This window comes from Acidisoma sp. S159 (assembly GCF_009766125.1).
GTDB lineage: Bacteria > Pseudomonadota > Alphaproteobacteria > Acetobacterales > Acetobacteraceae > Acidisoma.
Window position 1 is genome coordinate 120462 of sequence record NZ_LMUG01000043.1, and the last position, 14905, is coordinate 135366.

Consider the following 14905-nt stretch of genomic DNA (forward strand, 5'->3'; position numbering starts at 1 on the left):
CAAGAGTTCTTCCGGACACACCATGAACATCTCCAAGTTCTTCATCGACCGGCCGGTGTTCGCGGGGGTCCTGTCGACGCTCATCTTCATCGCCGGCTTGCTGGCGCTGGGCGCGCTCCCGATTTCGGAATATCCCGAAGTTGTGCCGCCGCAGGTGGTGGTCCGAGCGAATTACCCCGGCGCCAGCCCGAAAGTGATCGCCGAAACCGTCGCGACGCCCATCGAGGAGCAGATCGAAGGCGTCGAGGGCATGCTGTACATGAGCAGCCAGGCCACGACGGATGGGCTAATGACCCTGACTGTGACGTTCAAGCTCGGCACCGACCCGGATAAGGACCAGCAGTTGGTGCAGAACCGCGTCTCTCAAGCCGAGGCGCGGTTGCCGGATGCGGTGCGCGCTTTAGGTCTGACGACGCTCAAGAGCTCGCCGGATCTGATGATGGTGGTGCATCTTCTCTCGCCGGATGGCCGCTACGACGCGACCTATCTGCGCAATTATGCAGTTCTCAACGTGAAGGACCGTCTGGCCAGCATCGATGGCGTGGGCGACGTCCAGCTTTTCGGCTCGGGTGACTACGCGATGCGCGTGTGGCTCGATCCACAGAAAATGGCGGAGCATGGGCTTTCCGCCGATGACGTGGTGTCGGCAGTGCGCGCCCAGAACGTGCAGGCGGCGGCCGGTGTGATTGGCGGCTCGCCCTCCGTTCCGGGCCTCAGTCTTCAGCTTTCCGTCAATGCCCAAGGGCGCCTGCAATCCACGGAAGAATTTGCCAATATCGTCGTCAAAACCAGCGATGATGGCGCGGTCACGAGACTCGGCGACGTTTCACGCGTCGAGTTGGGCGCCGCCGACTACTCTCTTCGCTCTTTGCTCGGCAACAAGACGGCTGTCGCCATACCGATCTTCCAGGCGCCGGGCTCCAACGCGATTCAGATCGCCGACCACGTTCGCCGGCTGATGACCGAGCTAAAGCAGAACATGCCGGCGGGCGTGGATTACGAGATCGTCTACGACACAACGCAGTTTGTTCGAGCGTCAATCCAAGCCGTTGTTCACACCCTGCTCGAGGCCATAGTCCTGGTGGTGATCGTGGTGGTACTGTTCCTGCAGACTTGGCGTGCCTCGATCATCCCCCTGGTCGCCGTGCCGGTGTCGATTATCGGCACCTTCGGGGCGATGCATCTCTTTGGCTTCTCCATCAACGCCCTCAGTCTTTTCGGCCTCGTGCTGGCGGTAGGCATTGTCGTCGATGACGCAATTGTCGTGGTCGAGAATGTCGAGAGGAATATCGAGCAAGGCTACCTGCCGCGTCAGGCCGCCTATAAGGCGATGCGGGAAGTGTCGGGGCCGATCGTGGCGATCGCCCTGGTGCTGGTCGCTGTTTTCGTGCCGCTGGCGTTTATCGGCGGCCTGACCGGGCAGTTCTACAAGCAGTTCGCCCTGACGATTGCCATGTCGACGGTCATCTCCGCTTTCAACTCGCTGACGCTCTCGCCTGCTTTAGCGGCGCTGTTGCTGAAGGAGCACGGCGCGCCGAAGGATTGGCTCACGCGAGTGCTTGATGCGGTGCTGGGCTGGCTGTTCCGCGGGTTCAATCGCGTCTTTAATGCCGGCGCCAATGCCTATAGCGGCGGCGTGGCCGGCGTCATCTCGAAGAAGTCGATGATGATGGTGGTCTACCTCGTGCTGGTCGGGGTTGCGACCCTTCTGTTCCGCGTTGTTCCTGGTGGCTTCGTGCCGCTTCAGGACAAGCAGTATCTGGTGGGCTTTGCTCAGCTTCCTGATGGCGCGAGTTTGGACCGCACGGAATCTGTCATTCGCCGGATGGGCGACATCGCTCTGAAGCAACCGGGCGTGCAGAACACCGTGGCCTTCCCCGGTCTGTCGATCAACGGCTTCACCAATAGTTCCAATGCTGGCGTTGTCTTTGTTCCACTGAAACCATTCGAGGAGCGCAAGACGGCGCCTCTGTCGGCCGGCGCCATTGCGGGACGGCTCAACGGAGAATTCTCGAGCATCGATGATGCGTTTATCGCGGTCTTTCCGCCGCCGCCGGTACAGGGCCTTGGAACGATTGGCGGCTTCAAACTGGAGATCGAAGACCGTGCCGGCTTGGGCTACACGGCGCTCGATCAGGCGACGAAAGCCTTCCTCGCCGCGGCCGCGAAAGCGCCGGAACTCGCGGGCCTGTTCACAGGCTATCAAGTCAATGTTCCGCAGCTTTACGTCGATATCGACAGAGTGCGCGCCCAGCAGCTCGGCGTTGCCGTGCCGGATGTGTTCGACACGCTGCAAGTCTACCTGGGCTCGCTCTACGTCAACGACTTTAACATTTTCGGCCGGACCTATTCCGTGCGCGTTCAGGCCGATGCGAAGTTTCGCGAACATGCGGAAGATATCGGCCGGCTGAAGGTTCGTTCGGCTTCGGGCAAGATGGTGCCTCTCGCCGCTGTGCTGCGCGTAAGGCTGAGCGCGGGGCCTGAGCGCGCGATGCGCTACAACGGGTTCTTGTCGGCCGACGTAAATGGAGCGGCGGCGCCGGGCTATTCCTCGGGACAGGCGCAGGATGCGGTTGCGCGCGTTGCGGCGGCGTCTCTGCCCAAGGGCTTCGCCTATGAATGGACGGATCTGACCTATCAGCAGATTTTGGCGGGGAATTCCGGGATCCTCATTTTCCCGCTGTCGCTGCTGCTCGTGTTCCTGGTCTTGGCAGCGCAGTACGAAAGCCTGACATTGCCGCTCGCCATCGTCATGATCGTGCCAATGGGCTTGCTCGCGGCCATGACAGGCGTTTGGCTGACGAAGGGGGATAATAACGTCTTCACCCAGATCGGCCTGATTGTTTTGGTCGGGCTGTCGGCGAAGAACGCCATTCTCATCGTGGAATTCGCGCGCGAGCTGGAATTCGCGGGCCGCAAACCGATTGCCGCTGCGATCGAGGCGAGCCGGTTGCGGCTGAGACCTATCTTGATGACCTCGGTGGCCTTCATCATGGGCGTCTTGCCGCTGGTTCTCTCGACCGGCGCGGGGGCGGAAATGCGGCATGCCATGGGTGTCGCCGTGTTCTCCGGCATGATCGGCGTCACGGCTTTCGGTCTGTTCCTTACCCCAGTCTTCTACGTTCTCCTGCGCCGTCTCGCCGGAAACCGTCCGCTGAAGCGGCATCCGCTGCCCGAGCCCGTTGAGGTACCAGCCTACAAGCCTCAGCCCGCGCCGGTCCTGGAGCCCGTAAGAACTTGAAAGGCAATATGACTGGTCGTATTTGAACCTCACGGCTAAACGTGGCGTAGGAGGGATGACGTGGCTCGGCCAAGTCTCCGCGACCGGATCGTCGATGCAGCCCTGGAGCGCTTTCACCTTCAGGGGTTCAGCGGCTGCAGCGTCCAGGATATTACCGACGCGGCCGGTGTTCCGAAGGGCTCCTTCTACAGCCACTTCAAAACCAAGGAGTCCTTGGCGCTGGAAGTGCTCTCCCGTTACAGGAATGAGAGCAAACTCGAAATGCTTTTCGAGGGGGCCGGCCCGCCGTTGGAACGCCTACGCCGGCACTTCGAGTTTCTTGCAAAGAAGTATGAGGATTGGGGTTTCGATCGCGGATGCGTTGTGGGGAATTTCGGCTCCGACATGTGCGGGGAACATCCGGCGATGCGTGCGGCGATATGCGACGGGCTAAATAGCTGGACCGCCGCGATTGCCAAAGTGCTGAGCGAGGCGCAGGCCGATGGAACACTATCGGCCAACAAGGATCCCGAGACCGTTGCCCGGTTCCTGATCAATGCCTGGCAAGGGGCCATCACCCGACAAAGCGTGGTGAAAAACCGGTCGCCCTTCGACGACTTCTTCGACGTCGCCTTTGGCAGCATTCTGGTCTGACCCGCAAGAGCTAAGGCCAAGCCGGTTTGAAGCGGGCCTGCTTCCGGCGCCCTCTCGGCGAGGCTGATCCATTCCCAAGACTCGCAAGTGCCGCAAAACCGGCTAGACTTCGTTGCCAAGGGAGGCGCCCGACGCCGGACGGGCGCGCGGAGGTCCAAAACATAGGCCCCGCCGGCAGGCAGCGAGGAGCAGCATCATGCCCGATCCCTCGGCAGGACAGGAGGCGGCCCGCCCGCGATCGGTTGCGCTGGTCGGGCCTTACGGTTGCGGGAAATCGACCCTTTTCGACGCACTCCTCGCTGCCGCGGGCGGCCCAGCCAGACGTTTGGGCGATGGGCGCGGACGAGGGGCGAAAGCGGATTTTCAGCTCGGCCATTGCAGCTTCATGGGGGATCGGTGGGCAATCTTGGATTGCCCAGGTTCCGTCGAGTTCGCGCATGAGGCCTGCTCAGCACTTGCCGCTGTCGATCTCGCTGTCGTCGTCTGTGAGCCCGCACCGGAAAAGGCGCTGGCTGTAGCGCCGTTACTGCGGTTCCTGCACCAGGAAGGCGTGCCGCATCTCCTCTTCATCAACAAGATCGATACAATGACAGGACGCGTGCGCGACACACTCGCCGCGCTGCAAGCCTGGTCACCGCAGCCGCTGGTGCTGCGTCAGATGCCGATCCGCGAGGGTGAGACGATCATCGGCTACGTCGATCTCGCAAGCGGACGCGCCTACCGCTATCGGAAGGGAGAACCTTCGGAACTTACGGACCTCCCGGCGCCAATGGTCGAGCGGGAGAAGGAAGCGCTGTTTGCTTTGCTTGAAGCGCTTGCCGATCATGATGACGCGCTGCTCGAGAAGATCCTGGAGGACGTAACGCCGAGTAGCGATGAGATCTATCGTCAATTGCACAAGGATCTCGCGGAGGGGACCGTTGTTCCCGCGCTGCTTGGTGCAGGAGAGCGCGACAACGGCGTGAGGCGGCTGTGGAAGGCGCTGCGGCACGACACGCCAGACCCGCTGCAGACAGCGGAACGGCGGGGTATTGTGCCGGAAGGAGAGGCGCTCGCTCAGATCTGCAAGACAGTGCATGCCGGTCATGCCGGCAAGCTCTCCTATGCCCGCATCTGGCGCGGAACGATCAAGGATGGCGCCACGCTGAACGGCCATCGCATCGGCGGCATCTACCGTTTTACCAATGGCGAGCCAGCGAAAGTGACGGAGGCCACGACGGGCGATATCGTCGCCTTTGGCCGCCTCGAAGGCGAGCTTACCGGCGCGACGCTGAGCATGTCACAGACTGCCGAGGTGCTACCCTGGCCCGAACCCCCGCCGCCCGTCTATGCGCTCACCATCGCAACCGAGGATCGCAAGGATGACGTGAAGCTTTCCGGCGCATTGCAAAAGCTCGCCGAGGAAGATCCGTGCCTTCATGTGGTGCACGACATTGAGACGGGCGAAACCGTGCTGCGCGGGCAGGGTGAGATGCATCTCAACTCCGCCATAGAGCGTCTGGCGAAATCGAGCGGTCTTAAAGTATCGTCTGCGCGTCCTCGCATTCCGTTCAAGGAGACGATCCGTCTCGCAGTGCATCAGCATGCGCGGCTGAAACGCCAAACTGGCGGCCATGGACAATTCGCGGATGTGAAGCTCGATATCGCTCCTCGCGCGCGAGGCGAAGGCTTTGTCTTCCGGGACCGGATTGTTGGCGGCGCCGTACCCAAGCAATATATTCCGGCGGTCGGTGAAGCGGCGGACGCGGCGACGAAAAAAGGCCCTTTCGGCCATCCGGTTGTCGATATCGAGGTGACGTTGGTTGATGGCACTTTCCACGCTGTGGACAGTTCCGACATGGCCTTCAAGAGCGCCACGCGCATGGCGATGCAGGAAGGTCTTGCCAAAGCCGATCCCGTGCTTCTGGAGCCGGTCGATCATGTGACCATCAGCGTCCCGAATGAATTCACGCCGAGCGCCCAGCGCCTGCTTACCGGTCGGCGCGGGCGGATTCTCGGCTATGCCGAGCGGCCCAGCTGGCCCGGATGGGACGATGTCGAAGCGCAGGTTCCCGAGGCCGAATTGCACGACCTCATCATCGAATTGCGGTCACTGACGATGGGGCTGGGAACGTATCGGCATGAATTCCACCATCTTGCCGAGGTGCACGGAAATATGGCGAATCGTCTCGTAGCGACCTAGACCGCGACAGTATGAGTGACCTAGCCACCGGCCGACAGCAGTCGGGAATCAGTCCTCCGCCTCAAGCAATTGGCGTGCCTCCTTCAGACGTACCTGTTCGTCTGGGGGAACCTCGACAGGGCGCAAGTCCAGCTTGCGCAGAGCCTCATTGATGGCGGCGACAACGACGAGTCTGGCAAACCACTTTCGATCCGCCGGGACCACAAACCACGGGGCGTGTTCGGCTGCCGTCGCCGCGATCGCCTCCTCATAGGCGTCCGCATAGGCATCCCAGTTCGATCTCTCGGCGATGTCAGCCGAGCTGAACTTCCAATTTTTCACCGGATCATCAAGTCGCTCCAGGAACCTCCGCTTCTGCTCAGCCTTGCTGACGTTGAGAAAAAATTTCAGGACAATCGTTCCTTGCCGCGCGAGATGTTCCTCGAACGCACATATGTCCGAAAGCCGGTTGTCCCAAAACTTTTTGCCGCCGATCAGGCTTGGCGGCAAATGCTGTTTGCTGAGTAGCTGAGGGTGAACTCGGGTAACCAATACCTCTTCATAGTGGCTTCGATTGAATATTCCGATGAGCCCAGCAGCTGGTAGCGCGCGATTGATGCGCCACAGAAAATCATGCGCCAGATCTTCCGGTCCTGGCTGCTTGAATGAGGTTACCGCGACCCCCTGCGGATTTACGCCGGATAAGACATGCTTGATCGTGCCATCCTTCCCGGCGGCATCCATCGCCTGAAACACGATCAGCAGAGACCAAGTGCTGTTGGCATAGAGCAAATTCTGCAAATCCGACAGCTGTTCGACGCCGTGAGCCAGATAGGCGGGGCCGTCATCTTTACTCAGCAGTTTCGTGGCAACGTCTTCGGGGTCGTGGTCCTTGAGCCGAAACCCCTTGCCGGATGTAATGCGATACCGGTCGAGAACCTCCTTGATGCTCTTCCGATCCAGTTTCGACGAGCTGTCGCCGCTCTTGTTCGCCATCGAACCGTCCCCACCCGAATATTCCGGAGATGTGACAGTAATGTGACGTGCGAGGCAATTCAAATATGATTGACGGCCCGCCCACGAAGGGAAAGGGACCAACTGAGGTGACTTCGCTTCTTCAAGTAGTCGCAATCAGAGGTGGCTTGGGCGCGGTAACCTGACTGCCACGGTCTACCTACCTTGGGGCCAGCCGAGTTGTTCCAATATGCGTGTCCCAGACGCCGCGAGGCTGATACGGATGGCGCTGAGATCTGCGTCCAGCAGGCGGCCTGATCGCTTATACCAATGTCCAGCGATCATAACTGAATCAACGCTGCCAGGGTGTGCCTGCATCACGACGGTCGAGATCGGATCATGCACCGGCCAGAGGTCGAGATCACCTGCGCGGATCAACACGAGATCGGCTTGCTTGCCTGGCGTCAACGAGCCGATGCGATCCTGCATCCCCAACATTCGCGCGCCGTCCCGTGTGATCCAGGACAAAGCCTCTTGCACCTTGATAGTGCTCGTCTGCGGGATCGCGCCGGTCGCGGTGCGAGACGCCGCATTGTCCAGCGCGCGCTGATGGGACAGCGCGGTTCGGGCAACGTTCAGCATGCAGCCTGATACCACGCTCTCCAGATCCACGCCGAGTGACGGTGCCGCGCCGAGGGCGAGCAACCGGCCGGTGATGGGGTGGCCATGCCCTTGGCTCATCTCATTCTCCGGTGTCACGGAGAAGCTGGCGCCTTGCGCCACAAAGCGGGCAAGCCGGTCGTCGGAGAGGTCATTGCCGTGAACGATATTGACGAGGGGGCCGACCAAGCGCTCCGCCTCGAGAACGTCCCAGCCGCCCGGCGTTTTCGCCACGCCGCCGCCCTGGTGCATGGATGCGATCAGCCCGAGTTCACGCGATAATCTGAAATCATGCAGTGCGACCTCGAGCGTGGAGTAATGCGGCCCCAGGATCGCCATACCGAGGCTCAGCCTGCCGTCAGAGGCGGAGAACGGGCCTGCGAGAAGTCGCTCGATCTCGGCGCGAGGATGCGGGATTTCGGAGAAATGCCGCTCGCCAGGTTTTGGATCTGGTTTTGGCGAGCCATGGAAGAAGGCAGCGCGAATGCCGGATTTCTGCAATGCCGCCACCGCCGCGTCGGTATGATCCGGCGTCGGATTGTTGTGGCACCAATCGACGAGGGTCGTGGTGCCGCAGTTGATCTGGTTCAATGCGCCAGCGAGCGTGGCGATGTGGATGTCTTCGGGGCGGAACCGGGTCGCAAGCCCCGCATGCACCCAGCAGAAATATTCCAGCAATGTCCAATCCGCACCGGCGCCACGGAGGGCGGTCTGCCACGTATGCATATGCGCATTGATAAGGCCGGGAATGACGATGAACCCGGCGGCCTCCACAGTCTCCGCATCATCGACTTGCAGGTCTGGAGCGATCGCCACGATGCGCTCGTCCTCGATCAGCACACTACCGCGACGGAGCACGCCCAGCGTTTCATCCATCGTCACGACGATGCCGTCGCGTAGAAGGATGCGGCGAGCTCTAAGTGTCATCAGTACGTTTCCTGGTGGTCGTGTCCGGCTTCGGCCGCATCAACCAACCGTGCCAATTGTAACTCGTGACCAGCCTAGCGCGGGGAGGCGGCGCTCGCGGGTCATCCGATCAAATGCGAGGAACGCGTTCGGACCCATCTCCGTCGCTGTCTCGCCCTCCGCCTTGCTTGACAGCCTCGCAAATCCTTGCGCTATTTTCATTGGAGAAATAGACCGATCGGCCTCGGGAGAAAAGGCAAAAAGCCGGCCCACGACGGTGATGACAAGTAAAAGATATAACGCAGGGGAAACAAAATGGAACGGCGTTCAATTCTTAGCGGCGTCGGCTTGGGTGCAATCGGCGCAGCGGCCATGCTTACAGCCGGAAAGGCACGTGCGGAGGGCAAGTCTTTCACGATTGCCTTGGTTCCCGGCCTCACTACGGATGCGTTCTACATTACAATGCACAAAGGCGCTCTTGCTGCTGCCAAAGCGCTCGGCGTCAAGCTTGTTTTCCAGGGGGCGCCATCCTTTAACCCGGTGCAGCAGGTGCCGGTATTGGATGCGGTCATTGCACGGCGGCCGGACGCCTTGCTGATCGCGCCCACGGACAAGACCCAGTTGATCGAGCCGCTGCAAGGCGCCTCCTCCTCCGGCATTCCGGTCATTACTGTTGATACCTATATCGGCACTGGCGTGTATCAAACGGGCAGCGGCAGCGCTGATTTCCCGCTCTCGTATATCGCGTCCAATAATACGCTTGGTGGCCAAATCGCCGCGCGGGCTCTGGCCAAGGCAATCGGCGGGAAAGGCAAGGTCTACGTTTCGAATATCGAGGCCGGGGTTTCGACAACAGACCAACGCCGCGAGGGTTTCATTTCGGAGATGAAGAACTATCCGGGCATCACGGTGCTCGATACGCAATACAATGACGACGACGCGAATAAGGCGGCATCGCAGGCGCAATCGGTTCTCGCCCGCAATCCCGACCTCGCAGGGATCTTCGGGACGAACCTGTTCTCCGCAATGGGAGCGGGCAGCGGCGTGCAGCAGAGCGGGGCGGCCGGCAAGGTCAAGGTCGTTGCCTTCGACGCGCCGGAATCGATCATCGGTAATATCAAGACCGGCCTGATCAGCATCGCTATCGCGCAGCATCCGGCCGAGATCGGCTGGTTCGGCGTCGCCGCCGCCTATGCGCATCTTACCGGCCAGTCTATTCCACCGGCGATCGCCACCGGCTTCACGGTCATCGATAAGACGAATGTCGATGATCCGAGCACTAAGAAATACGTCTACTCGGAGTGACCTGAGTGGCGTCGGCAACCATCGATAAGCCTGCGCGCTGGCGCGGCACCCTTGGGGTGCTCGCCTCCGCCAGGGCGTGGATCTTTCTGTTCGTTCTTCTCGTCGTTTTCGAACTCTGGTCGCAGATCGCCTACGGCACCACTTTCGTCTTCAGCGCCTTCAACCTGCGATCGGTTTCGGTTTTCGCGGTTGCGCCGGTGTTGTTGGGGCTCGGCCAAACCTTGGTGATCATCTCTGGAGGTATTGACCTCTCTGTCGGTTTTACAATGGGGCTTGCGGCTGTGATCGCCGCGCAAGTCGCTAATGACGTAGGAGCCTCGGCTGGCGTAGGCGTTGGCCTGGTCGCGGGCATAGTGGCGGCTCTCGCGGCGACTCTGATTCCCGGTTGGGTCAATGGACTTCTGATCGCACGGCTACGTGTGCCACCCTTCATTGGCACGCTCGGCATGTATGGCGTGGCGCGTGGAGCCGCCTATCTGTTTTCCAACGGCACTACGGTGCCGGTCAACAATCCGTGGCTGACCTTTCTCGGCAACGGCCGGATCCTTGGCGTGCCTGTCGTGGTCATCATTGCTCTCATCGTGGTCTTGCTGGTGCATTATCTGCTCTCCGAGACTCTCTTCGGCCAATATACCTATGCGATTGGCGGCAATCGGCAGGCCACGCTACGCGCCGGCGTGAATGTGCGGCGTGTCACCATCCTGCTCTACATGCTCTCGGCGCTTACAGCCGGGGTCGATGGCATACTCTATACGGGGCGGTTCGCGGCCGGCGCCCCGCAGGCGGGTGAACCGCTGCTGTTGGACAGTATTGCCGCCGTTGTCATCGGTGGTGCCAGCTTGTTTGGCGGCTCTGGCACCGTGATGGGCACGATCATCGGTGCGCTGATCATCGCGGTGATTCAATACGGCCTCGTCTTCCTCGACGTCGAACCCTTCTGGCAATTTATTGCTGTGGGCCTAGTCATCATCGTCTCGGTGCTCGTCGATCAGAGCCAGAAACGTTTGGGTGGAGGGCGCCAGGATGAGTGATGTGGCAAGCGATGCCCCGGTGCTTGAGACCTACGGCATTTCCAAGCGGTTCGGCGGCGTCCACGCGCTCGAACGGGTGAATTTCACGCTGCGCGCGGGTGAGGTCGTCGCACTTGCCGGCGACAATGGCGCGGGAAAATCAACCTTCACCAAGATCATCTCGGGAGTCTTCCAGCCGAGCGAGGGCGAGATCCGTTATCGCGGCCGCAGGGTCTCCTTCGACGGGCCGCAGGCGGCACGCACCCAGGGCATCGAGACGATCTACCAGGATCTAGCACTGGCCGACAATCTCGATATCGGCGGTAACGTGTTTCTTGGCCGCGAGCTGAAGACCAAATTCCTGTTCCTGCCGCGGATCGACCGTCGCCGTATGCGAGAGGAAGCAGCGAAGGCCATCGCCGTTCTCGATGTGCATCTTGATCGGCTGGATCGGCCGGTTCGCGCCTTATCGGGCGGTCAGCGCCAAGCTGTCGCGATCGGCCGAGCGATCCATTGGGATGCGCGCGTGCTGATCATGGATGAACCGACCGCGGCCCTAGGGGTGCCAGAGCAGCGGAAGGTGATGGACTTGATCCGCTCGCTCAAGACCAAGGGCATCGGCGTCATCTTCATCTCCCACAACCTCGCCGACATGTTCGCCGTCAGTGACCGTATCGTGGTGCTTCGCCGCGGCGTTGTGGCGGGCGAGAGGATGGTGGGGGACGCGGATCCGGAGGAGATTGTGCGGCTTATGGTCGGGCAATAAGGCGTTTGCCGCAACTCGAACGATCGCTGCGTGGATTGGCCGCTTAGGTGTCGAAATCCGTAGAGAATTGATCCGCATGGGTCGTGGCGGCGTTCACGATTGGCATCAGTGGTATGTCGGCGAGACGAGCCGTTACAACGGTCGGCGACACAGTGAAGATCGGATTGGTCAGAAGCCGTTGGGTCGCGGCCTGATCATCCGCGCGGTATGCGGCCGCAAGGGCTAGCATGGTATCGACGACGGCCTGAGATGACGCGCTCTCGCTAATGCCTATGTACTTCCGCATCAGCTCGCGCGCGTGCAGCATCTGTTCGCGATATAGCGGCGACATATCGACCCAGCGCGGCGCAGTATTGAGTCTGCCGCCCATATAATCCAGGGCGGCTATGCCGTCCGCCGCCCGCGCCGGCTGGCCTCGTAACGGCTGACCAAAGTCGAAAGCCGCTACGGTCAACGACCGCACATCGATGTCGCCATTCGTGGCAAGAGCTCCCGGCGGCATGGTGGCAGTGTCGGGTAAGGTAGTCTCAAACCCACAGCCTGTCAGCGCGGCCAACACCGCGACGCTGAATAGGAGACGGGCGCGATTCATGTAGCACCTAAACCCACGCATACGGTTGACGCCCTGCCCGCTGGCAGTCGGCCGCCCTTGAGGGGGGGCGCTACGCGGCGTCTGGCTCTTCAACCCATTTCTCCTCGACGTTCATCGCGTTGCCACGCCAGACGAAACCGTCGCTCAGCCAGGCGCATGCCCAAAGACCTGGCAGCAGCAGGTCGCGCAGAGCCGCGGCCGCAGCCATGCTGAGTGAAACCCGCCACCCCGCTATTATAGCCAGCATTGCCTCGGCACTGAACCAAACGACAAGAAGTCCGGCAACGGACCATGCCGGGTTGATTCCGTAGGAATAGGCGGCGACGCAGCCAGCCAGGCAGGGCAAGACGCTCCCGGAGATCAACTCGGGAAGAAAGGCAGCCGGAAACGTCTTGCGCCTGAGGATTGCCCATCGCTTCTGGCGCGACCATACCTCGGAAAGTCGCCGGACGCCCAACGGTTGCTCGAATGGGTTTGCTACCAAGTGCACGCGCAAACCAGCGGCCCGGACCATCTTGGTGACGGCTGCATCCTCGGCGAGTTCGGCGCCCAGCGCTTTGAGCAATCCTCCGGCACGATCCACAATATGGCGGCGGAACAGCATGCTCTTGCCTTGAGCAAAGCCGAGGCCGAGGCTTTCGCCAAAATACTGCCACCGAGCCTGGAACGTATTGAGGAAGGCGCATTCGAGCGACGCCGCAAAGCTCTCCGGCCGAGATCCAATCGGCATGGAGCAGACGAGGCCGGTATTGGCTCGCCAGCGCGTCGTCATGCGCTGGATATAATCCGGCGGCATCAAGACATTGCTATCCGCTAGAATGATCCACTCATGCTCGGCCGCGTCCCATCCTTTGAGAACATTGTTTAGTTTTGGATTGGGGCTGCGATTGTCATCTCCGATCAGCAGCCGAGCCCGAACAGACGGATTGGCTTCTATCAACTGCCGAACAATCGGCGCGACCGGATCATCGGCGCGAGCGAGGCAGAAGATTATCTCGTAATTCGGATAGTCGAGCCGAAAGGTGGAGGCCAGCGTCTCCTTCACAAAGTTATCCAGGCGGCAGACCGGCCGAATGACGGTGACCGGGTTCGCATCATCTGCCGGCCTGCTCTGTCTCGGCCGTACGCGGCATTTGGCAGCCACGACGACCGTGCTGACGACGTGAGCCGCCGTCGTGGCAAGGCAAAATCCCGTGGCGATTGCCGCGAATGTCATGCGTTGCGTGACCTTCGAGAGTGTCAGGGGCAGGGTGGTGACCGCCTCTTCAGGTGACCCGGAAGTTGCCAAAGAGCCAGGGCGAGGCTGCATCGACGGGTTCCGCGAACAGGCGTCCACGGTCGTCGAGAGGTGTCCAATCCGAGTAGACGCCGACGACCTCCCCCAAATACGGACGTGCTATCGCGAGGATACGCTCATAGTCGATGGCATCCGGCTCAACGACGCCGCATTCCGGATTTTCCATGGCCCAAATGATTCCGGCCATGACGGTGGCGGTTACCTGCAGGCTCGTCGCGTTGTTGTTTGGGGCAAGCTCGCGCGCCTCTTCAATCGATAGCCGCGAGCCGTACCAATAGGCACCGCGCTCATGGCCCATCAATAGCACGCCGAGTTCATCCGTTCCGGAGATGATCTCATCCATCATGAGTCGCGTCCGGGCCTGCATCTGCCAGTTCTTGCCGGCGAGTTCATGCACGGACAGCACAGCATCATCGGCCGGGTGATAGGCGTAATGCACGGTGGGACGGTAGGTGACCGTGCCGCCTTCTTTCACGGTGTAATAGTCGGCTATGGAAATGGACTCGTTGTGTGTGATGAGAAAGCCGTGAAAGGGTCCCTCAAGCGGCGTCCAGGTGCGGACTCGTGTGGAGGCACCGGGACGCTCCAAATAGATTGCCGCGTCGGATCCGAAGTCGTGGCGCCGTGCATCCGCTGGCCAAACCGTTTCATGCGTTCCCCAGCCGAGTTCCGCCGGTTGGCAGCCCTCGCCGACGAAGCCATCGACGGACCAGGTATTTACGAATTCATCGCGCTGCTTCGGGATATTCGCAACCTGCGTGTCTCGCTCAGCGATGTGAATGACCTTTACCGAGAGTCTCTGCGCAAGCGCCGCCCAGCCGCTCCGTGTGTTTGGGACATCGACGGTGAGACCAGTATCCGAGGATAGATTCAAGAGCGCCTGCTTCACGAAGTGGGAAACGAGACCGGGATTCGCACCATGCGTGATGAGCGCAGTTGGGCCGCCGGAATGCCTCGCTGCCACCGCCAGCGCCGATTCTCTCAGCCCGTAATTGGAGCGCTGGGAGGCTGTCAGCGACGTGTCCGTATAGCCGCCGGCCCAGGGCTCGACACAGGTGTCGAGATAGAGCGCGCCGACCTCGCGGCAGAATTCGATGAGCGCGACGGACGAGACGTCAACCGAGAGGTTCAGCAGAAAGTCGCCCCGCCCAACCAGCGGCGCGAGCACGTCACGGTAGTTCGTTCGCGTAAGAGGAGAGAGGACATAGCGCACTCCGGCATCGACTGCCGCTACGCGTCCGCGCTCATCGGCATTGACGATCGTGATCCGCGCCGGATCGAGATCGATATGCCTCAAGATCAGTGGCAGAACACCCTGGCCGATACTGCCGCATCCCACCATGATCAGCCGACCAGAGAACGCCACATGCTTCATGCTTA

At 61.0% G+C, this 14905-nt stretch carries 11 protein-coding genes; 6 read left to right on the forward strand and 5 right to left on the reverse strand.

The annotated features are described in order from the left end of the window. Positions 1–22 precede the first annotated feature (22 nt). The 3 genes from GSQ92_RS12445 to GSQ92_RS12455 all read left to right on the forward strand — a co-directional run bounded on the left by GSQ92_RS12445 (position 23) and on the right by GSQ92_RS12455 (position 6056). Positions 23–3241 carry an efflux RND transporter permease subunit gene (locus GSQ92_RS12445; RefSeq protein WP_158805366.1) on the forward strand — a complete coding sequence of 1073 codons (3219 nt, stop codon included), beginning with the start codon at positions 23–25 and terminating at the stop codon, positions 3239–3241. A 60-nt stretch (positions 3242–3301) separates the two neighbouring features. Then, a complete protein-coding gene (locus GSQ92_RS12450; protein WP_158805367.1) occupies positions 3302–3874 on the forward strand; it encodes a TetR/AcrR family transcriptional regulator in 573 nt (190 codons plus the stop codon). Positions 3875–4070: 196 nt separating this feature from the next. Next, positions 4071–6056, forward strand: coding sequence for an elongation factor G (locus tag GSQ92_RS12455; protein WP_158805368.1), 1986 nt, complete (start codon positions 4071–4073; stop codon positions 6054–6056). A 48-nt stretch (positions 6057–6104) separates the two neighbouring features. Here GSQ92_RS12455 and GSQ92_RS12460 read toward each other — a convergent pair whose 3' ends face one another. Further along, on the reverse strand, positions 6105–7031 hold the full coding sequence (locus GSQ92_RS12460; protein ID WP_158805369.1) for a polyphosphate kinase 2 family protein: 927 nt from the start codon (positions 7029–7031) through the stop codon (positions 6105–6107). Between the two features lie 174 nt (positions 7032–7205). Next, positions 7206–8576, reverse strand: coding sequence for an amidohydrolase family protein (locus tag GSQ92_RS12465; protein WP_159013514.1), 1371 nt, complete (start codon positions 8574–8576; stop codon positions 7206–7208). 294 nt (positions 8577–8870) lie between these two features. Between GSQ92_RS12465 and GSQ92_RS12470 the strand changes: the two genes are divergently transcribed. Genes GSQ92_RS12470 through GSQ92_RS12480 form a run of 3 tightly spaced genes read left to right on the forward strand, consistent with a single transcriptional unit; the run spans position 8871 to position 11636 of the window. After that, complete coding sequence (locus GSQ92_RS12470; RefSeq protein WP_158805371.1) at positions 8871–9860, forward strand: ABC transporter substrate-binding protein; 990 nt, start codon at positions 8871–8873, stop codon at positions 9858–9860. Positions 9861–9865: 5 nt separating this feature from the next. Beyond that, positions 9866–10891, forward strand: coding sequence for an ABC transporter permease subunit (locus GSQ92_RS12475; RefSeq protein WP_158805372.1), 1026 nt, complete (start codon positions 9866–9868; stop codon positions 10889–10891). After that, on the forward strand, positions 10884–11636 hold the full coding sequence (locus GSQ92_RS12480; protein WP_158805373.1) for an ATP-binding cassette domain-containing protein: 753 nt from the start codon (positions 10884–10886) through the stop codon (positions 11634–11636). Before GSQ92_RS12475 ends, GSQ92_RS12480 begins: the two co-directional genes overlap by 8 nt. A 43-nt stretch (positions 11637–11679) precedes the next feature. On the opposite strand, the gene GSQ92_RS12485 is transcribed toward GSQ92_RS12480, so the two are convergent. The 3 genes from GSQ92_RS12485 to GSQ92_RS12495 all read right to left on the reverse strand — a co-directional run bounded on the left by GSQ92_RS12485 (position 11680) and on the right by GSQ92_RS12495 (position 14900). Then, positions 11680–12228, reverse strand: coding sequence for a hypothetical protein (locus tag GSQ92_RS12485; RefSeq protein WP_158805374.1), 549 nt, complete (start codon positions 12226–12228; stop codon positions 11680–11682). Between the two features lie 70 nt (positions 12229–12298). Next, positions 12299–13537: a ceramide glucosyltransferase gene (locus GSQ92_RS12490; RefSeq protein ID WP_254066610.1), complete on the reverse strand. Its 1239-nt coding sequence runs from the start codon at positions 13535–13537 to the stop codon at positions 12299–12301. Further along, on the reverse strand, positions 13494–14900 hold the full coding sequence (locus GSQ92_RS12495) for a homospermidine synthase (protein ID WP_158805376.1): 1407 nt from the start codon (positions 14898–14900) through the stop codon (positions 13494–13496). Before GSQ92_RS12495 ends, GSQ92_RS12490 begins: the two co-directional genes overlap by 44 nt. Between the last annotated feature and the right edge of the window lie 5 nt (positions 14901–14905).